Consider the following 20,623-nt stretch of genomic DNA (forward strand, 5'->3'; position numbering starts at 1 on the left):
CGAAATAAAATATAACATTTTCTGTAGTAAAACGGAAGAAAATCCACCTAAATTGTTCATTATTTAAAGGCTGTGTCACAGCTTTTTTCTTTTCACAATTTTATTTCCCGGGTTATATATATCTTTATAAATAAGTTCCTTAGAAATTTCTTTACCATTTTCATAGGCTACTAAGAATACATTTACCCTACAACCAAAGCTTCCATTCTGAGAAATTTTTTCTGAATTTAAAGGTAAGTTATCATCTTTTTCATAAACTGTTTTAAAAGGAATTTTGTCATGGACTTCACTGATTAGATCGTATTTTATTTTATTTAATGAAGAATTAGAGTATATATTAAAAGTTACTTTCTCATTATTAGCAATACCTTCTATATAAATAGGATAGGTCAAAGTATTTTTAAATTTATAATCTATATTTCCATAGCTTACAGTGGAATCCAATCCAGGTTCTACATAAGAGGGTATTATAGAATGATTTTTTCTCTCTAAAGATTTTATATTACTTCTTATTATAGAATTGTATAAAGTAGTTGATACCTGACAAAGTCCCCCACCAACACCTTTTTCCAATTTATTGTTTACTATGATATTAGATTCTTTGTATCCTTTTTCTGTAGTTGGATTACCTACAACTTCATTAAAGCTAAAAACATCTCCAGGTAATAATAAAGTTCCATCTATAGAATTTGTAGCTAATTTAATATTATTTTTTCTTTCTTTAGATGAATTTTCATAGGTTGTGGAAAAAGAAGATACTAAAGAATTTATCTTTCTAAGGTTCTTATCATTAATTTTAGGTGGATAAGTATCTACTTTTAGTTTAATTTCTACTATGGAATTTGGATTTTGTAAAGTGCTTAAATTTCCATTTATTTCCTCTAAGAGATCTTCCTTATTTAATCTATGACCTTCAACACCGGGAGTAAAAGATAATACACCACTTGTAATGCCATTGATTTTAGCATCTATGGCATTTTTATTTATCTCCTTTTCTATGGAGAAAATAGAATTTTGAAGTTTATTTTTATTATATAATACTTTAGAAGATATATTTACAGGTTTAGAATTCATTAAAAGAGAAAATTTCTTAAAGGATGAAAAATTTTTTCCATAGGAGAAGGCTTCTTCTACTGTTGAATTTAAATCATGCTTTAAATTTAAATCCTCAAAAGAAACTACATAAGTTTTATTAGAACTTTTTAATTTAAAAGCACCCTTAATATTATTTGTTAAACTTTTTTCTATTATAGAAGCTGCTTCTTTTTTTGTTTTACCTGATAAATCTATATTATTAACAGAGACACCTGGATATATTTTATCATTTAAATTTTTAACAGTATAAAGTAAAAATATATAAAAGCCCAAGGAAAAAAATATTAAGATAAAAATTAATATATGCCATATAGAAAGTTTTTTCATTCCACATACACCTCCGATGCATATATTTTTTACTAAATACATAAAATTTATTTATAAATTGTCTTTATATGATATAATTAAATAAACAACAACCAAAATTTAGTGGAGGGCTTAATATGATAGAGGATAAAATGAGAAGCTTAGTAAGCTTATTAAATAAAGATAATGTATACAAAATAAAAAAAGATTTAATTAAATATCTGGATATACTAACTCTTTCATTAGATGAAAAAGATGAAGAGCTTTCTACAGAAAAAATAAATAGAATATATAATATTATGGAAAGAAGAAAAAATTTTAGAAGTGAAAATAAGATAGGCACAAATTTAATTCTGTTCAATGAATTTATAGATAAATTTTATTCTCTATTAGATGATATAAAAGGTAAGGGATATCTACAAGACTCTGTAGAAATAGCCTCAGATTTTTTAAAAGGCATAGGAGGAATTAACAGGGAATTTAAATTATTAGTTATCCATGAAAAAAGTGAAGAATATGTATATTCAAAGAATCATCTATATGATTTAAAAAAAGAAATTGAAAGTCTTTTATATGAGAAAGTACACTATAGTATATATGAAGAAATATATACTATAGTAGGATTAACCTACTCTATAAGATTTGACCTAGAGGAAAAATGCAAAGAATATGGCAGAATAGTATTATCTCTTTTGGAATTAGAAGATGAAATATCTAAAGAAGAACTAAAGAAAGTATTACATAACGAATATGCATTAGAACTTCAAAGAAGAATGTATTATTGGGATGAGATAACAGTTGGTCTTAAAAATCATTACTATATAGAAAAGTTATATGAAAATATAGAAGATATGTAATATCAGATGTATTATACGTGTTACTGAGTTATATCAGGCATGAGTTATAGAAAGTATTATTGAATACTTTTATGACCCATGCTTTTTTACTACTATAAAAATAAAAAAATATTTTTATAATTTATGGATATAATTTAATAATAAAAGGAGGAGTTAGTTTGTTGAAAGGAATTAGTGCTTCAAATGGAATAGCTATTGGGAAGGCTTTTATATTAAAAATTGGTGATGTTGAGATAATAAAAGAAACAATAAAGGATGGGGAAGAAGAAAACCAAAGATTTATAACTGCTTTAGAAAAGGGAAAGAAACAGCTCTCTAAAATTATGAAGGACGCCAAGGAAAAATTAGGAGAAGAAAAATCTAAAATATTTGAAGCTCATTTATTTATGTTAGATGATCCGGAATTTACAGGACAGGTATCAGAAAAAATATTAAAACAGAAGATAAATGCAGAATATGCCCTAAAAAGTACATCAGAAGAATTAGTAGCTATATTTGAACAAATAGAAGATGATTATATGAGGGAAAGAGTAGCAGATATTAAAGATGTAACTAACAGAATTTTAAGGATATTAACTGGTAATGAAGGCATATCCATAAGTGAAATAGAAGAAGAAAGCATATTAATAGGATATGACCTAACTCCTTCGGATACAGCGCAAATAGATAAGAATAAAATACTAGGATTTGCTACAGAAATAGGTGGGGTAACATCTCATTCAGCTATTATTGCTCGTTCCATAGGAATACCTTCAGTTTTAGGTGTAGGAAAGGAAATAGAGGAAATAAAAAATGGAGAACTTATTATATTAGATGGAAACAAAGGACTTATAATAACTAATCCAGATGATGAAAAAATAAATCTTTATAAAAAGCAAATAGAAGAAGAAAAGAAATTACAAAAAATATTAGGAAAATATAAAAATATTGAAGTAATTACTCTAGATGGTAGAAAAGTAGAAGTTGCTTCAAATATAGGTTCAATAGAAGATTCAGAAAATGCCCTAAAAAATGGTGCAGAAGGAATAGGCTTATTTAGAACAGAATTTTTATATATGGCAAGTAGTGAACTTCCAGAAGAAGAGTTTCAATACAATGCCTATAAAGAAGTTTTAGAAAAAATGGGGGAAAAACCAGTTATAATTAGAACTTTAGATATAGGTGGAGATAAGAAACTTTCATATCTAACAATAGATGAAGAGATGAATCCTTTCTTAGGTTATAGGGCTATAAGATTATGTTTACATAGGAAGGATATCTTTAAAACTCAATTAAGAGCACTATTAAGAGCTTCTTACTATGGGAATTTAAAAATTATGTTTCCTATGATTGCAAATTTACAAGAGTTAAGAGAGGCAAAATCTATATTAGAAGAGTGCAAAGAAGAACTAAGAAAAGAAAGTATAGCTTTTAATGAAAATATAAAAGTAGGAATAATGGTTGAAATTCCATCAGCAGCTATTATGTCAGATGTATTAGCTAAAGAAGTAGACTTTTTTAGTATAGGTACAAATGATTTAATTCAATATACTATAGCAGTGGATAGAATGAATGAAAAAGTTTCATATTTATATGATTTCTTTAATCCAGCAGTATTAAGACTTATAAATAACGTTATTGTAAATGGACATAAAGAAGGAAAATTTGTAGGAATGTGTGGAGAAATGGCAGGAAAAAAAGAATTAATTCCGTTACTACTTGGAATGGGATTAGATGAATTTAGTATGAGTGCATCCTCTGTATTAAAAGCTAAAAAATTAATAACAGAATTAAACTATGAGGATTGTAAAAAAATAGTGTCAAAAGTTATGGAAATGGGAACAGCAGAAGAAGTTAAAGCTTTTTTAGAGAGGAACCTTAATTTCAATGAATAACTAACAATGAACAATGAATAATTAAGGATATTTTTCTTCGTTGCATTTAGAAAAATTTTAATTTTATTTTGTGGGCTCGTTTGGCAAGCCAAACATCGCTATTTTAGTTTGTTTATGAAATAGTTTATTCAGCGAAGCTGAACATCAGAATTTTATATAATCAAAATTTTTCGTAATGCTAATGGAGAAAAATATCCATAGTTGTTCACTATATTCATTGCTTGCGGTATATTGGTAACTAAAAAATAGGAGATAATTTAATGTATAATGATAATAAGTTAAATAATTATAAAAATATTGCAGAAGCTTTTAAAAATAAAGGAAATTATATAAAAGCTTTAGATATATATAATAAAGCCTATGAATTAGAAGAAGGAAAAAAAGATATAGAATTAATTTTACATATAGCATTATTATATGATGAATTAGGAAATGGAGATCTAGCAAAGGAAAAGTATAAAGAAGTCTTAAAAATAGATGAAGAAGAAAGAGCATATTATGGATTAGCTATAATTTATGAAGAAGAAGGAGAATATGAAAAAGCTTTAAAAAATTATAAGAAAGCCATAGAGTTAAATCCATATTATCATAAAGCATATTTTTTTACTGGGAATTTATATGATGAATTAAATAATAAAGAAGAGGCAATAAAGTATTACAAAAAGGCCTGTGAAATACAACCTATTGATTTTTGGAGCCACGTTAATTTAGGTTGTATTTATGAAGAAATAAACGAAAATAAACTGGCTCTAAAGGAAATGGAAAAGGCATTACAGATAAATCCAAACAACTATAAGGCTCTTTTTAATATGGGAGTTATATTAAAAAAATTATCACTATATGATGATGCAATTAAATATTATAAGAAATCTATAATGTTCAACAAAAATTATGGATATAGTTTTTTGAATTTAGGAGAATTATATAAAGAGCAGGGAAGATATAAAGAGGGTATAAATATTTTAAATGAAGGAATACTATATAATAAAAAAGAGACATATCTATACTATAATAGAGCTTGCTACTATACCCATGAAAATTATATAGATAAAGCTATTAAAGACATAGAAACTGCTCTAAAACTTAATCCAGAAATTGAAGTTTATGTAAAAAAAGACAAAGATTTAGAAAAGATATTACCATTTATTAAATTTTAAATTTATAAATTATTAAGGAAATCATAACTTTATATTAAAAATAATGATTTTTCTTGTTATCTAGGCAAAATATGATAAAATTTTAGTTAGGCAAATTACTGTGTTTTGGAGAGGAATCTTATGAAAAAAAATATTTTAATAAAATTAATAGTGTTATTATCAGTAATGTTAATATCTTTTTTTGTGGCAAAAAAAATGGGTATAAACCTGTTTGATATAAATGTTGATAGTCTCAGTATTACTATAAAGAGTTTTGGTAAATATGCTTTTATCTGTTTTTTAATTATATTTACATTAAAGCCACTTATGATGTTTTTACCTGCTGCTGTATTTTCAGTAGTGGGAGGAACTATATTTGGATCAGTTAAGGGTTTTACCCTTAATATGATTGGATTCTTTTTATCTGGTACTGTAGCTTTTTTAATAGCAAGAAATTTAGGGAAAGAAACTGTAGACAAGCTTCTTAGAGGAAAGGGAGTAAAATTAAATAATAATTTAAGCAAAAATGGATTTAAAGTTTTATTCCTATTGAGACTTCCGCCAGTATTGCCCTATGACCCACTAAGTTATGCTTGTGGTCTTACAAAAATCAAATACAAAGATTTTATATATGCATCACTTTTAGGAGTGGTTCCAGAAACATTATGTTACTCCATTATGGGACAAAATATATTTAATCCTAATTCGCCTAAATTTATAATACCCTTTATAATAATTATAATTTCAACTCTTGTATCAGGCATATTTTTTAAAAAAGCTAATTTATAAAATTAAAGCTATTCTGACGAAAGGAAGAATAGCTTCTTTAATTGTTCATTATTCAGTGTTAGTTATTCACCAAAAAAGTGCATAGCACTTTTTAAGGGGGAACATTTGTTTTTACTACCAAGTTCTGATATAATTTTAATTTATGAATAACTTTTTTAGAGGAGGAGAAATATGGAACATAAAAGCTATAAGGATTTCAACTATGATGTAAGCACTCTTACCTCCCTTGAAAAATTAGAACCTGTAAGAGTACGACCAGGTATGTATATAGGTTCTACAGGTGCAAAAGGTCTTCATCATTGTGTTTGGGAGATCCTGGATAACTCTATAGATGAAATTTCTAATGGTTATGGAGATACTGCTACCATAATATTAAATAAAGATAAAAGTGTTACTATAATGGATAATGGAAGAGGAATACCTACAGGAATACATCCTATAAAGAAAAAATCTGGAATAGAGATGGTATTTACAGAACTTCATACTGGAAGTAAATTTAATAATTCTGTTTATAAAACCTCAGGAGGACTTCATGGTGTAGGAGCTTCTGTGGTTAATGCTCTGTCTAAGTGGTTAGAAGTTGAAGTAAGCCAAAATGGAAACATATACAAACAAAGATTTGAATATGCATATGATAAAAAACTTAAAAAAAATATGCCAGGAATGCCTATAGGACAGGTTGAAATAGTAGGAAAATCTAAGTCTACAGGTACTAAGATAAGTTTTTTACCGGATGATGATGTGTTTTCTACTACAGATTTTAAATTTGAAATTATAGATGAAAGACTTCAAGAACTGGCTTTTCAAAATCAAGGAATAACTTTAAAATTCATTGATAATAGAGGAGAAGAAACTGTAGAAAAAGAATATCATTCAAAAAGAGGACTTTTAGATTTTATAGATTATTTAAATGAAAGTAAAACGATAATACACAACCCACCCATATTATTTGAAGGGGAAAGGGAAATAAAAGGTATAAGAATTCATGGAGAAGTGTGCATACAGTTTACAGATTCTACTACAGAAAATATAGCGGGCTATGTAAACAATATACCTACAACAGAATCTGGAACTCATGAAACAGGATTTAAAATGGGAATGACCAGAGCCTTTAAAGAATGGGCTAAAAAATTAAATCTAATAAAGGATAAGGATAAAGACTTCGAAGGTGATGACTTAAGAGAAGGAATGACTGCAATTGTAAAGGTTAAAATAAATAATCCTATATTTGAGGGTCAAACTAAAACAAAATTGGGAAATAATGAAGCCTATACTTTAATGAATGAATTAACCTATACCAAACTTTGTGAATGGATTGAAGATAATAAAGAAACAGCTACTTTAATTATGAATAATGCATTAGAAGTAGCTACGCGAAGGGAAAAAATAAAAAAAATAAATGAAGCAGAAAGAAAAAAAGTGGGAAAAGGTACAGCACCCTTAGCAGGTAAGGTAGCTGTATGTACCCTAAGAAACCCAAAACTATGTGAATTTATAGTGGTGGAAGGAGATTCAGCTGGAGGATCAGCAAAACAAGCAAGGGATAGAAAGTTCCAAACTATAATGCCTTCTAAGGGAAAGATTATGAATACAGAAAAACAAAAAATAGAGAATGTTATAGGAAGTGAAGAATTAAAGATATTTAATACCGCTATAGGTACAGGTGTATTAGAAAACTATAGAGAAGAAGATTTAAAATACCATAAAATAATAATAATGTCAGATGCAGATGTAGATGGCTTTCATATTAGAACTTTATGGATGACATATATATATAGATATATGAAACAACTAATAACTAACGGACATTTATATGTGGCTATGCCTCCCCTTTATAGAGTATATAAAAACTTAAAAGGAAAAGAAATATCTAAATATGCCTACAATGATGATGATTTAGAAAAAATTAAAAAGGAATTAGGAAAGGGTACAAATGTGCAAAGGTATAAAGGACTCGGAGAAATGAATCCAGATCAACTTTGGGAAACCACTCTTAATCCAGAAAGTAGAATTCTACATAAAATCACCATAGATGATGCAGCCAAGGCAGAAAAAATGGTATCACTATTAATGGGCGATGTAGTAGAACCTAGAAAGAAATATATATATAAATATTGTAAATTTTAAAGGAGTGTTTTCATGACTAAAAAAAAGCTTGAAATACCAAAAGATAATAATATAATAGAAATGCCTATAGAAGAGGCTATGCCAGAAAATTACCTTCCTTATGCAGCAGAGGTTGCAAAAGATAGGGCTTTACCTGATGTAAGAGATGGATTAAAGCCTGTACATAGAAGGATATTATATGGAGCTTATAAACTAGCAGCCTTCCCAGATAAACCTTATTATAAATCAGCAAGGATTGTAGGGGATATATTAGGTAAATATCATCCTCATGGGGATACATCAGTATATGATGCCATGGTAATTTTAGCTCAGGATTTTACAACTAGAATGCCACTTATAGATGGTCATGGAAACTGGGGAAGCATAGATGGAGATAGTGCAGCGGCGATGCGTTATACAGAAGCAAGACTAACTCCTATGGCACTAGAACTTTTAAGAGATATTGATAAAGATGTAGTAAATATGGAGGATAACTATTCATCCACAGAAAAAGAACCAGAAGTATTACCTAGTAGATACCCTAATTTACTTGTTAATGGTGCCTTTGGTATAGCAGTAGGATTAGCTACTAACATACCACCCCATAATTTAGTTGAAGTCATAGATGGAACCTTAGCATATATAGATAATAATGAAATAGATACTAAAGAACTTATGAAATATATAAAGGGACCAGATTTACCTACAGGGGGAATACTCATAGGAAAAAACTCTTTACTTAAAGCTTATGAAAACGGAATAGGAAAGGTATCTCTCAGAGCGAAAACCCAGATAGAAGAAATTGAAAAAGGGAGATTTGGAATTGTAATTACGGAATTTCCTTATAGAAAAAATAAAAGTAAGCTTTTACAAAATATATCTGAAATGACTGGGGAAAAAAGACATAGTAGGGCCTTAGAATATATAAGCGACATAAGAGATGAATCAGATAGGAATGGTATAAGGGCTGTAATTGAATTTAAAAGATCAACAGATAGAGAAATAGTAGAAAAAACATTAAAATATTTATATAAAAATACAGATATGCAAATAAATATTTCCTTTAATATGGTAGCTCTGGCTAATGGAAAGCCTGAAGTTATGGGATTAAAAACTATGATATATCACTATGTGGAACATCAAAAAGAGGTGGTTAGAAGAAGAAGTGAAAAAGAATTAGAAATTGCAGAAAATAGATTTCACATAGTAGAAGGATTTATCAAAGCTATTGATATCATGGACGAAATAATAAAAACTATAAGAGCATCTAAGTCTAAAAAAGAAGCTTCTAAGAATTTAATAGATAAATTTAATTTCACTAAAGTACAATCAGAAGCTATATTAGAGCTTATGTTATATAGATTAACAGGACTTGAAGTAACTTCCTTTAAAAAAGAGCATAAGGAACTTGAAAAGAAAATAAAAGCATTGAAAAAAATACTTCAGCATGAAGAAGAACTTTTAAAAGTTATTAAATTTGAGCTAGAAGAGGTAAGGGAAAAGTATGGAGATAAAAGAAAAACCTTAATCATAAAGGATGATGAAAAGGCAAAAATAGATATAGAAGATTTAATAATAGATGAAGAAACTGTTATAACTATATCCAAAGAAGGATTTTGTAAAAGAGTTTCTGTAAAGTCTTATAATAGATCTAATTCAGACATAGAAGATATTGAGTATAGAGAAGGGGATTATAATAAGTTTTTATTAGAAGGGTCCACAAAGGATAATGTATTAATCTTTACAAATAAAGGTAATATGTATAGCACTAAAGTTATAAATATTCCAGAAAAGCGTTGGAAAGATAGAGGAATAAGATTAGATGAAACAATAAAAACTATAGATTTAAATGAAGAAGAAATAATAGATATATATGTGGTTTCAAAGTTTACTACACAAAATGATTTTATTTTTATAACTTCTAGAGGAGGAATTAAAAAGACTTCTTTAGATAAATTTGAAACAAACTATTCAAAGCTTATGGCATTAAAATTAAGGGAAGATGAAGAAGTAATAGATGTAAAACTTATGGATAAGAATCGAGAAGAAAAGTTTTTAAAATTATCCACTAAAATGGGGTTGGATTTTACTATAGAAGAACCAACTATAAATGAAGAGGATAGAAATATATTATCAAACATATTCTGTAGCATAGGATATAAGGATAAAGTAATAAAATCACAATTTGAAGATAAAAATGAATTAGCTATATTTTCTTTAAATGTAAATAAAAATGGTAGCATAATAAAAGGTAATAGAAAAAATAAAAGTTCTATAAATTTAGAAGTGGACAGTAATAAAAAACTATTAATATTTTTGAAAAATGGGGAAGTAATTAAAATAAACTGCAATATGCTTCAGAATTTAGAAGGAAAAGCTATAAACATATTTGATTTATTGGAAAAGTACGAACAAAAAAATGAAATAATAAATGTATTACCATTTGATTATAATGATGAAGATTTAGAGATCTATTATTTAACAAAGTTTGGATTAGTTAAAAAAACTTTGTTAAAAGAATTTCAAGGAGATTATTTTATAACCATAGGATATAAATTTAGACATAAAGAAGATGAAATAATAACTGTAGATTTTGGCAAAGCACATGAAGAAAAGGACATAATAATAATAAGTGAAAAGGGAATGTGTATAAGATTTTCTAAAAACTCTATTAATCCAGTTGGAAAAATAGCTTCAGGAGTTATGGGAATAAATCTAAAGAAAGAAGATAAAGTGTTATATGGATTTATAAATACAGAGATTTATAAAAGTATAGTTTTAACTTTTAAAGAAGGTAAAGATGAAGAAATAAAATTAAAAGATATTATATCTCAAAACAGAGCGGGTAAGGGAAATAGCATATTAAATGCAGATAAAGGAGTAGATGGAATAAAAAGCATTTATATTAAATAAAACATAAAAACCTATGATGTTTTCATAGGTTTTTATTGATTTTTCAAAGACATATATATAGAATAAAAAATAGAAAAATACTTTATATTATAATATATCCGAAAATCTAAGGAGAAATAAAAATGTATCTTAAGTTTTGCTATTTGTTTATAATCTGTATATCATCTTTGATTTGTTTCTTTTTCTATGTTAGGAAATTACGAGTAGGAAAGAAATTTAACGATGATTTAATAAAACAGTATAGAAGCATATTATCAAATATACCTGCAACTATAATTAGGATTAAAGTAGAAGAGTGTAAAGAAATAAAAATTAAATATATAAGTTCCTCTTGTGAAAAAATACTTGGAATTTCTTCAGAAGAAATTATAGGAAATTCATCTTTAATATTTGGAAGAATATATTATGAGGATTTGGTAAATTATGAAATATTTATTAGAGAATTAATAAATAGTGAAAATAATTTCCAAGCTGTGACAAGGATTACAATGGAAGAACAGGTTAAGTGGATTCAATGTAATTTAACCTTAGAAAAAAATAATAAAGAAAAAATATGGGATGGCATTATAGTAGATATAACAAGTCAAAAAAAGGCAGAAGAAGAAATAAGAGATCTAAATAAAGAGTTAAAAGAACTTAGTATGGAATTACATAAAATGTCTTACTTAGATTCATTAACGGGTATGTATAATAGAAGAAAAATTATGCAATTAGGAAATGGTTTAATAATAAAAGCTAAAATATGTAGATCTCCATATTTTGTAGCAATGATGGATGTAGATGATTTTAAAGAGATAAATGATACTTATGGACATGCTTTGGGGGATAAGGCTCTACTAGTTATATCTCAAATATGCGTAGATAATCTAAAAGGAAAATGTAATTTTGGCAGATTAGGAGGAGAAGAATTTATATTCATTGTTACCGGGAAAGATAAAAAAGAAGTTATGGAACTAATGAATGAGTTAAGAAAGGAAATAAGTAAAGAAGTAATAGAGAAGCCTATAAGAAATATTAAAAGAAATATCAAAATAACTGTAAGTATAGGGGTTACTGATTTAAAGGATCAAGATGAAAGTTTAGAAGACATTATACAAAGAGCAGATGAGGCTTTGTATTTAGCTAAAAGAAATGGGAAAAACAAGGTTATTAGTATTTAATTAACAATGAACAATTATGGAGAAAAGTTATCCATAATTATTCATTGTTAGTTATTCATTAAATAAAAGTTTTCCTTTACAAAATTTTTATTTGATATACTTAAAACACCAGTCTAGCAGTTCAATACATAGATTAGATGTACTATCATCTTTATCCAATCTAGGATTTAATTCAACAAAATCCATAGATTTAATTAATCTACTTTCACATAAGGATTTTAATAAGGTTTTAGCCTCACCTGTAGAAAGTCCATCTTTTACAGGTGTACCTGTACCAGGAACAAAGTCTGGATCTATACAATCTATATCAAAACTTAAATGTATAGCATCAATCCCCTGAGCATCCAATTTAGAAAGAATATCTTCCAGTACATAGGAGATACCTTTATATTTAATGTCCTCAGTGGAATATACATTTAAATTTTTCTCTTCTATTAGTTCACATTCACCCTCATCTAAATCTCTAGCACCTATTATAAATACATTTTCTGGTTTAACTTTGGTACCGTGGAAATAAAGATTTGTTAGGTCATTATATCCAACACCCATGGCAGCTGCAAGAGGCATACCATGCACATTTCCAGTATGAGTAGTTAAGTAAGAGTTTATATCTCCATGAGCATCTACCCATATTACTGCAAAATTTTTATAGTATTTACTAACACCAGAAATACTTCCAAGGGCTAATGAATGATCTCCGCCTAATATAAGAGGGAAACTTTTAGAACTAAGAGAAGCATATACCTCCTGAGCTAAATTGGTATTTACCTGAATTATTGGTTTTAAATATTTCATTTTTGGATGATAGGAATATTTATTTAGTGAGTTTTCCTCCGGAACATATAAATCACCAAAATCGTATACCCTATGATATTTACTTAAAACCTCTACTATATTTTTTTCTCTTAATTTTTTAGGACCAAATTCTACTCCTTCAATATCGGAACCATAGAATAATGGAACACCAATTAAATTAATATTCATTTAAGTACCCCCTCTCGCCATATTAACAAGGTTTTTCTAATATAATTATTTTTTTAGTACGATAAAAGATTATATAACAAATTAAGAAAATATATAAGGTGTTTTTTAATATACGTATAATTAAAAATATTTCAACATTAATAAGTATTTGCAAATATATAATATTTATTAAATTATATGTTATTTTTTATGAGATAAAAGTACATAATAAATTTATACTTAAATATTTTAGAATATTAAGAAAATATAGTGTTCTTTTATTGATATACTATTCTAAAACTTTATAATATGTTATATAATAAATTTAAGGGTTTAGAGGATATACTAAAGAAAGGGGTATGTTTAAGTATGAAAAAAATTATAAATAACGTAGATTATGCTGTAGAGGATATGCTAGAAGGTATGATAAAGGCCTATCCTAATAAAATTAGAAAATTAGATGCTGGAAATATAATAGTAAGAAAAGATGCTCCAATAAAAGATAAAGTAGCACTTGTAAGTGGTGGAGGAAGTGGTCACGAACCTGCTCATGGTGGATATGTAGGAAAGGGAATGCTAGATGCTGCAGTAGCAGGTGCGGTATTTACATCACCAACACCAGATCAGGTTTTTGAAGCTGTAAAAGCAGTAGATGGCGGACGTGGCGTATTATTAGTTATAAAAAACTATAGCGGAGACGTAATGAATTTTGAAATGGCAAAGGATATGGCAGAAATGGAAGGAATACAAGTAGAAGCTGTTGTAGTAAATGATGATGTAGCTGTAGAGGATAGTACTTATACCACTGGTAGAAGGGGAATTGCAGGTACTATTTTTATTCATAAGATAGCGGGGGCTAAAGCGGAGAAAGGTGCTTCATTAGAAGAAGTAAAATCTGTAGCAGAAAAGGTTATTTCAAATGTAAAAAGCATGGGAGTGGCGCTTACACCCTGCACTGTACCAGCGGCAGCAAAGCCTAGCTTTACCTTAGAAGAAAATGAAATGGAAATAGGAATAGGTATCCATGGAGAACCAGGAACTCATAGGGAAGAATTAAAATCCGCAGATGAAATTACAGAACACCTAGTGAATAAAATTTTAGATGATATAAAAATAGATAAAGGTGAGGAAGTAGCAATTATGGTAAATGGATTAGGTTCTACACCTTTAATGGAATTATTTATTGTAAATAAGAAAGTACATCAAATGTTAGAGGATAAGGGTATAAAAGTATATGAAACTTTTGTAGGAGAATATATGACATCCCTTGAAATGGCAGGTTGCTCAGTAACTTTATTAAAATTAGATGGAGAGCTAAAAGAATTATTAGATGCTAATGCGGACACTCCAGCTATGAAAGTGTTATAATATAGGAGGTTTTATAATGGCGCTAAAATTAAAAGATGTAGAAGAATTAATTAAAAATATAGGTAAAGTTATGGAAGAAAATAAGGAGTTTTTAACGGAACTAGATTTAGCCATTGGAGATGGTGATCATGGAATAAACATGAATAAAGGTTTTAGGGCAGTAATTGATAAATTAGAAAGTACACCTATAAACACCATACAGGATATATTTAAAAACACAGCAATGGCGCTAATATCAAATGTGGGAGGAGCTTCTGGACCTTTATATGGCACTGTATTTATGAAAGCAGGTAGTGCAGTAGCAGGGAAGGAAGAACTTAATATAGAGGATCTTGAAAAAATATTAGAAACTTCCCTTGAAGGAGTTAAAGCTAGAGGAAAAGCTCAAAGAGGAGATAAGACCATGATAGATGCAATAGCTCCTTCTTTAGAAGTTGTAAAAAATGGAATAAAAGAAGGATTAGATGAAAAGAAGATATTGGAAAATATGAAGGATGAAGCCTTAAAAGGTGTAAACTATACTAAAGATATAATTGCAAGAAAAGGAAGGGCTAGTTACTTAGGGGAAAGAAGTATAGGACATCAAGATCCTGGTGCTACATCAAGCTATTTAATTTTAAATGAAATATACAAATATGTATGTGGAAAGTGAAAACTAATGAATATAGGAGGGAATATATATGGTAGGAATGGTAATAGTATCTCACAGTAATAAAGTAGCTAAAGGAGTTAGAGAATTATCCCTACAAATGGCCCCAGATGTTCCCATAGCATCAGCAGGAGGAACAAAAGATGGAAGAATAGGAACAGATATAGATTTAATACTAGAAGCCATTGATAAAGTGTATTCAGATGAAGGAGTTATTATACTATTTGATTTAGGAAGTGCTCTTATGAATGCAGAAATGGCTTTGGAATTTTTACCTGAAGAGAGAAAAGGTAAAGTAAAAATTGTAGACACTGCTTTAGTTGAAGGGGCTATAACCGCAGCAGTAGAAATAAGTATAGATAAAGATATAGAAGAAATAATAAAAGAAATTGAGATAATGAAACTAGGGAAAAAAGCTTAAGGGGTATTTTATGGAAAATATAGAGAAGATGCTTATAGAAAATCCTATAATAGCAGCTATAAGAAATGATGATGACTTAGAAGCTGCCATAGTAAGTGAAGCTGAAATAATATTTGTTTTATATGGAAATATTATAAATATAGGATATATATGTAATAAAATTAAAGAAAAGAATAAGATTGTGTTTGTACACATAGATTTAATAGAAGGATTAAAAGGAGATAGCCAAGGCTTAGAATATATAAAAAAATATGGGAACCCAGCAGGTATAATTACTACTAAAATAAGTTGTATAAAACATGGTAAACATTTAGGTTTTTATACAATTCAAAGGGTTTTTGTAGTAGATTCCTTATTTTTAAAGACTGGTGTAAAAAGCATACATGAGATATCACCACATGCCATAGAAGTTATGCCAGGAATTGCCATGAAAGCTATAGGTGAAACAGAAGACTTAGATAAAAAACTAAAGACACCTATAATAGCAGGAGGATTAATCAGAAGTAAAAAAGATGTTATGGATTGTTTATCTTCAGGAGCTATTGCAGTATCGACAAGTACAACGGATTTGTGGAATTTATAGAAAATATTGATAATTTGTATAAATTATAATATAATATATTTAAACAGTAAAAAATAATAAAAAGGCGGAGAGAAAGAGAGCCATATTTTAAGAATGCTCAATATAGAGCCTTCTTAAGTGTGGCTTTTTTTATATACCTTTTGTAAACCTTGTCAACCAAAATAAAATAAAAGTAGGGGGAATTGTACTATGGCAAAGTATGTAATGGCTTTAGACCAAGGAACAACTAGTTCAAGATGTATAATATTTAATGAGAGAGGACTTATTGTAAGTGTAGCTCAAAGAGAATTTAAACAGATATATCCTAAAGGTGGATGGGTAGAACATGATCCAATGGAAATATGGGCAACTCAATTCAGTGTAGCTACAGAAGCAATGGCAAAAGCAAATATAGAGGCTAGTGAAATAGCAAGTATAGGAATTACAAACCAAAGAGAAACTACCATAGTATGGGATAAGAGAACAGGACTACCTGTGTACAATGCTATAGTATGGCAATGTAGAAGAACTGCACAAATATGTGATGAATTAAAGGAAAAAGGTTTAACAGAAACAATTAGAAATAAAACAGGTCTTGTATTAGATGCTTATTTCTCAGGAACAAAAATAAAATGGATATTAGACAATGTTGCAGGAGCAAGAGAAGAGGCAGAAAAAGGAAACTTAATATTTGGTACAGTAGATACTTGGTTAATTTGGAATCTTACAAAGGGAAAAGTACATGTAACAGATTATTCAAATGCATCGAGAACTATGATATATAATATACATGAACTAAAATGGGATGATGAACTATTAGAAGCTTTAGATATTCCAAAATCAATGCTTCCAGAAGTTAAGCCATCAAGCTATGTTTATGGAGAAACCAATTCAACTCTATTTGGATCATCAATTCCAATAGCAGGAGTTGCAGGAGACCAACAAGCAGCTTTATTTGGACAAATGTGTCATCAAGAAGGAACAGCTAAAAGTACTTATGGAACAGGATGCTTCTTACTTATGAATACAGGAGAAAAAGCTGTTAAGTCAGAAAATGGACTATTAACAACTATAGCTTTTGGCATTGATGATAAAGTTGAATATGCTTTAGAAGGTAGCATATTCATAGGTGGAGCTGCTATACAGTGGTTAAGAGATGAACTTAGAATGCTTAAAGATTCTCCAGAATCAGAAAGATATGCTACAGCAGTAGAAGACACAAATGGAGTATATATGGTACCAGCCTTTGTAGGTCTTGGAGCACCTTACTGGGATCCTTATGCAAGAGGCGCTATAGTAGGACTTACAAGAGGAGCTACAAAGGAACACTTTATAAGAGCAACACTTGAATCCTTAGCATATCAAACTTATGATGTTTTAAATGCAATGAGAGAAGATTCAGGAATAGACTTAAAAGCTCTTAGAGTAGACGGAGGAGCAAGTGCAAATGACTTCTTAATGCAATTCCAAGCAGATATATTAGGAGTACCTGTTCAAAGACCAGAAGTAATTGAAACAACTGCATTGGGAGCTGCATACCTTGCAGGACTTGCAGTGGGATATTGGAAAGATAAAAAAGATGTAGCTCAAAACTGGGCAATTTCTAAAACTTTCGAACCAGATATGATTAAAGAAAGAAGAGAAGAATTGTTAGAAGGATGGCATGAAGCTGTTAAGAGATCTATGAATTGGGAAAAGAGTGAATAATAGAAAATAAAAAAGGTACAAGCAATTGTACCTTTTTTATTTAAATTATATTCCTAATCTAGTAATTTCTTCTTCTGATAATATCTTCATCATAGTTACAGATTTAGATTGATTCTTAACATGATTATTGTTTACAATTCTTAAAATACCATAGGATATTGCAAGAAAACCCAATCCTGTAAAGGCAGCTATTGTTTCATTTTTAGTAGTTATGTAAGCTATAGCTACGCCTAAAAGCATGAGTATAAGTGGAAGTGCATAAGCAAAGAAGGTAAGCTTAAAAAATATATTGTCCTCCATATTTACAGCTACAGCATCCCCAGGTTCTGCAAATAGTGTATTTTCTATATCTAATACTAATGGTGGTATTTCACAACCGCCAGAACAATTAGCACATTTATCACCACAACTGGAAGTTCTTTTAAAAATAATATGAGCTTTTTCACCATCTACTTTTGTAACATAACCAACTTGGTTCATAAAAATCACCTCTTTTAAAGTTTCACTTTACTTTTTATATTATAACACAAAATAAAAAAACTGCGACGCATTTTTTTTATTAATGAACAACTAACAATGAGCAATGAATAATTTAGGTGGATTTTATTCCTTGCCTTAGAAAATCTTTAATTTTATTAGATAATATAGATAGTTAGTCTATGAATTAGTCCGTTTAGCGAAGCTAAACATTGGGTTTTTATAAAATTAAAGTTTTTTCGTAATGCTAATGGAGAAAAAATATCCACAGTTGTTCATTATTCATTATTCCTTGTTCATTAAATAAAAATTTTGTCACGCAAAATTTTTATTTTACGAATTGTTTTTAATTAATTATACTATATATAATACTTTTAAAAGTACAAAATTATGTGGGAGGTAATAAAAGTGAAAAAAATAGTTGTAATGTTAGCAAAGGGCTTTGAAGAAATCGAAGCATTAACAGTGGTAGATATTCTAAGAAGAGTTGGAGTAGATTGTAAAACTTGTTCTATAACTGAAGAGAAAATGGTAAAGGGAGCTCATAACATATATGTAAAAAGTGATACACTTTTAAAAGATTTTAAGGAATATGGATTTTCAGGTATAGTTTTGCCAGGGGGTATGCCAGGAGCTACTAACTTAAGAGATAATAAAGAAGTTATAGGAATAATAAAAGAATTTAATGATGAAAATAAATTGATAGCAGCCATTTGTGCCGCTCCTATAGTATTAAAAGAAGCAGATATTGTAGAAAATAAGAATATAACTTCTTATCCAGGTTTTGAAGAAGAATTAAAAGGATCTAATTACAAAGAAGATAAAGTAGTTCAACATGGCAATATAATAACTAGTAGAGGACCTTCCACAGCTATAGATTTTACATTTAAAATATTAGAAAATATAATAGATGAAAAAGAATTAGAAGAATTAAAAAAATCTATGCTTTATCTCTAAAATATAGGTGATTAAATGAAGGATATAAAATTAAATAATGGAACTAAACTTATATATAAAAAAATAGAAGAACATATAACTTCCTTTTGTATAGGCTTTGATGGAGGAGCCATAAGAGAGAATGGATTTCCCTATGGAACAGCTCACGTAGTGGAACATATGGTATTTAAAGAAACTAAAAATAGAACAGAATGTGAAATAAATTCTTTATGTGATGAGATTTTTGGATTTCAAAATGCCATGACTAATTACCCTTATGTAATATATTATGGAACTACTTTATCAGAAGAATTTCATAAGGGAGTAGAAGTATTTTTAGACATAGTATTAAATCCAACTTTCCCCGCAAAAGGATTTAGAGAAGAAATAGATGTAATTAAACAAGAATTAAAGGATTGGAAAGATGATAATGACCAATATTGTGAAGATGAACTTTTTTATAATGCCTTTGAAAATAGAAGAATAAAAGAGCTTATTATAGGGAATGAACATAGTCTAAACACCATAACTTTAAATCAGATAAAAGATTTTTATAATAAATTTTATAAATTAAATAATATGACAATATCTGTAGTTTCATCTCTGGAATTTGAAAAAGTAAAGGAAATTATAGAAAAATATTTAATAAAAAAAGAAGAAAAAACTAGTATAGAAAAAGTTAATGAAAATTATCTATATGAGTTAAATAATCCAGGAACTTTTGTAAAAATAAAACAAGGTATAGAAGGAGCAAAAATACAATATGTTTATCCTATACATATGTTAGAAAATAAAGAAATAAAAGCAATGGATGTGTTTAACTTTTATTTTGGAGAAGGTACTAGTGGTATTTTATATAATATTATAAGAACAGAAAACTCATTAGCTTATGATATTAGTAGTTTTATAAAGAATGAAAAAGGAATAAAACTTTTCTGTATACAATTATCTGTGCATAAAGATAATATAAACAAAGCTATAGCTCTTATAAATAAAGCCATAGAAGAAATTAAAGTGGATAAAAATTATTTTACAGAAGATAAAATAAAAAAAGCTATTAAGGGAATTAGACTAAAACAGGAATTGAGATGTGAAAGATCTATACAGCTGGCAAAAGATTTAACTTGTTATGAAATAATGTATGGAGATTATAAAGGAGTATTTCAAACAGAGGAAGACTATAAAGATATAGATGGGTACCATATAAATAAGATTATAAGAAGAATCTTAAACAATCCAAGCATACAGATAATTCAGTAATCCCACTTGACTGTTAAAACATGCTGTAGTATCATTTAATTAAT

At 28.3% G+C, this 20,623-nt stretch carries 17 protein-coding genes; 14 read left to right on the forward strand and 3 right to left on the reverse strand.

All coding sequences use genetic code 11. The features are described 5' to 3' along the window. Positions 1-75 precede the first annotated feature (75 nt). Complete coding sequence (locus B5D21_RS01055) at positions 76-1,422, reverse strand: VanW family protein (RefSeq protein ID WP_052040334.1); 1,347 nt, start codon at positions 1,420-1,422, stop codon at positions 76-78. A 116-nt stretch (positions 1,423-1,538) separates the two neighbouring features. Between B5D21_RS01055 and B5D21_RS01060 the strand changes: the two genes are divergently transcribed. From B5D21_RS01060 to B5D21_RS01090, 7 genes are all read left to right on the forward strand, one after another. After that, positions 1,539-2,258 carry a hypothetical protein gene (locus B5D21_RS01060; RefSeq protein ID WP_011099961.1) on the forward strand — a complete coding sequence of 240 codons (720 nt, stop codon included), beginning with the start codon at positions 1,539-1,541 and terminating at the stop codon, positions 2,256-2,258. A gap of 158 nt (positions 2,259-2,416) precedes the next feature. Next, positions 2,417-4,132: a phosphoenolpyruvate--protein phosphotransferase gene (gene ptsP / locus B5D21_RS01065; RefSeq protein ID WP_011099960.1), complete on the forward strand. Its 1,716-nt coding sequence runs from the start codon at positions 2,417-2,419 to the stop codon at positions 4,130-4,132. Between the two features lie 260 nt (positions 4,133-4,392). Further along, complete coding sequence (locus B5D21_RS01070) at positions 4,393-5,289, forward strand: tetratricopeptide repeat protein (protein WP_011099959.1); 897 nt, start codon at positions 4,393-4,395, stop codon at positions 5,287-5,289. Between the two features lie 120 nt (positions 5,290-5,409). Then, positions 5,410-6,057, forward strand: coding sequence for a TVP38/TMEM64 family protein (locus B5D21_RS01075; protein WP_035109396.1), 648 nt, complete (start codon positions 5,410-5,412; stop codon positions 6,055-6,057). A gap of 171 nt (positions 6,058-6,228) precedes the next feature. Further along, the gene (locus tag B5D21_RS01080; protein ID WP_011099957.1) at positions 6,229-8,184 is read left to right on the forward strand and encodes a DNA gyrase/topoisomerase IV subunit B; all 1,956 of its coding nucleotides are present in this window, start codon (positions 6,229-6,231) and stop codon (positions 8,182-8,184) included. Between the two features lie 12 nt (positions 8,185-8,196). Then, on the forward strand, positions 8,197-11,076 hold the full coding sequence (locus B5D21_RS01085; protein WP_011099956.1) for a DNA topoisomerase IV subunit A: 2,880 nt from the start codon (positions 8,197-8,199) through the stop codon (positions 11,074-11,076). 122 nt (positions 11,077-11,198) lie between these two features. After that, positions 11,199-12,236 (forward strand): sensor domain-containing diguanylate cyclase, encoded by a 1,038-nt coding sequence (locus B5D21_RS01090; RefSeq protein WP_011099955.1) that lies wholly within the window; start codon positions 11,199-11,201, stop codon positions 12,234-12,236. Between the two features lie 87 nt (positions 12,237-12,323). Here the strand turns inward: B5D21_RS01090 and rocF are convergent, their stop codons facing one another. Continuing rightward, a complete protein-coding gene (rocF, locus tag B5D21_RS01095; RefSeq protein ID WP_011099954.1) occupies positions 12,324-13,220 on the reverse strand; it encodes an arginase in 897 nt (298 codons plus the stop codon). A 348-nt stretch (positions 13,221-13,568) separates the two neighbouring features. On the opposite strand from rocF, the gene dhaK reads away from it, so the two are divergent. The 5 genes from dhaK (at position 13,569) to glpK (ending at position 17,906) form a co-directional block, all read left to right on the forward strand. Beyond that, positions 13,569-14,567, forward strand: coding sequence for a dihydroxyacetone kinase subunit DhaK (dhaK, locus tag B5D21_RS01100; RefSeq protein WP_035109400.1), 999 nt, complete (start codon positions 13,569-13,571; stop codon positions 14,565-14,567). A 16-nt stretch (positions 14,568-14,583) separates the two neighbouring features. Next, positions 14,584-15,219, forward strand: a complete 636-nt coding sequence (gene dhaL, locus B5D21_RS01105) for a dihydroxyacetone kinase subunit DhaL (RefSeq protein WP_011099952.1) — start codon at positions 14,584-14,586, stop codon at positions 15,217-15,219. A gap of 28 nt (positions 15,220-15,247) precedes the next feature. Next, positions 15,248-15,637: a dihydroxyacetone kinase phosphoryl donor subunit DhaM gene (gene dhaM, locus B5D21_RS01110; protein WP_011099951.1), complete on the forward strand. Its 390-nt coding sequence runs from the start codon at positions 15,248-15,250 to the stop codon at positions 15,635-15,637. A gap of 10 nt (positions 15,638-15,647) precedes the next feature. Then, positions 15,648-16,220: a glycerol-3-phosphate responsive antiterminator gene (locus B5D21_RS01115; protein WP_011099950.1), complete on the forward strand. Its 573-nt coding sequence runs from the start codon at positions 15,648-15,650 to the stop codon at positions 16,218-16,220. A 189-nt stretch (positions 16,221-16,409) separates the two neighbouring features. Beyond that, the gene (glpK, locus tag B5D21_RS01120) at positions 16,410-17,906 is read left to right on the forward strand and encodes a glycerol kinase GlpK (protein ID WP_011099949.1); all 1,497 of its coding nucleotides are present in this window, start codon (positions 16,410-16,412) and stop codon (positions 17,904-17,906) included. Between the two features lie 45 nt (positions 17,907-17,951). Here the strand turns inward: glpK and B5D21_RS01125 are convergent, their stop codons facing one another. Beyond that, positions 17,952-18,386, reverse strand: coding sequence for a SoxR reducing system RseC family protein (locus B5D21_RS01125; RefSeq protein WP_035109403.1), 435 nt, complete (start codon positions 18,384-18,386; stop codon positions 17,952-17,954). A gap of 405 nt (positions 18,387-18,791) precedes the next feature. Here B5D21_RS01125 and B5D21_RS01130 point away from each other — a divergent pair, with 405 nt between their 5' ends. Both B5D21_RS01130 and B5D21_RS01135 read left to right on the forward strand, forming a co-directional pair. Then, entirely contained in the window at positions 18,792-19,340 is a 549-nt protein-coding gene (locus B5D21_RS01130) for a DJ-1 family glyoxalase III (RefSeq protein WP_035109406.1), read from the forward strand. Positions 19,341-19,355: 15 nt separating this feature from the next. Next, positions 19,356-20,579, forward strand: a complete 1,224-nt coding sequence (locus B5D21_RS01135) for a M16 family metallopeptidase (protein ID WP_011099946.1) — start codon at positions 19,356-19,358, stop codon at positions 20,577-20,579. Positions 20,580-20,623: the final 44 nt, after the last annotated feature.

This window comes from Clostridium tetani (assembly GCF_900167265.1).
GTDB classification, from domain to species: domain Bacteria; phylum Bacillota; class Clostridia; order Clostridiales; family Clostridiaceae; genus Clostridium_G; species Clostridium_G tetani.

Coding starts and splice junctions, on each gene's coding strand:
- B5D21_RS01090 (WP_011099955.1), top strand. CDS start 11,199: ATGTATCTTAAGTTTTGCTATTTGTTTATAATCTGTATATCATCTTTG.
- B5D21_RS01055 (WP_052040334.1), bottom strand. CDS start 1,422: ATGAAAAAACTTTCTATATGGCATATATTAATTTTTATCTTAATATTT.
- B5D21_RS01075 (WP_035109396.1), top strand. CDS start 5,410: ATGAAAAAAAATATTTTAATAAAATTAATAGTGTTATTATCAGTAATG.
- glpK (WP_011099949.1), top strand. CDS start 16,410: ATGGCAAAGTATGTAATGGCTTTAGACCAAGGAACAACTAGTTCAAGA.
- B5D21_RS01060 (WP_011099961.1), top strand. CDS start 1,539: ATGATAGAGGATAAAATGAGAAGCTTAGTAAGCTTATTAAATAAAGAT.
- dhaM (WP_011099951.1), top strand. CDS start 15,248: ATGGTAGGAATGGTAATAGTATCTCACAGTAATAAAGTAGCTAAAGGA.
- B5D21_RS01125 (WP_035109403.1), bottom strand. CDS start 18,386: ATGAACCAAGTTGGTTATGTTACAAAAGTAGATGGTGAAAAAGCTCAT.
- B5D21_RS01080 (WP_011099957.1), top strand. CDS start 6,229: ATGGAACATAAAAGCTATAAGGATTTCAACTATGATGTAAGCACTCTT.
- B5D21_RS01115 (WP_011099950.1), top strand. CDS start 15,648: ATGGAAAATATAGAGAAGATGCTTATAGAAAATCCTATAATAGCAGCT.
- dhaK (WP_035109400.1), top strand. CDS start 13,569: ATGAAAAAAATTATAAATAACGTAGATTATGCTGTAGAGGATATGCTA.
- B5D21_RS01070 (WP_011099959.1), top strand. CDS start 4,393: ATGTATAATGATAATAAGTTAAATAATTATAAAAATATTGCAGAAGCT.
- B5D21_RS01135 (WP_011099946.1), top strand. CDS start 19,356: ATGAAGGATATAAAATTAAATAATGGAACTAAACTTATATATAAAAAA.
- dhaL (WP_011099952.1), top strand. CDS start 14,584: ATGGCGCTAAAATTAAAAGATGTAGAAGAATTAATTAAAAATATAGGT.
- B5D21_RS01085 (WP_011099956.1), top strand. CDS start 8,197: ATGACTAAAAAAAAGCTTGAAATACCAAAAGATAATAATATAATAGAA.
- rocF (WP_011099954.1), bottom strand. CDS start 13,220: ATGAATATTAATTTAATTGGTGTTCCATTATTCTATGGTTCCGATATT.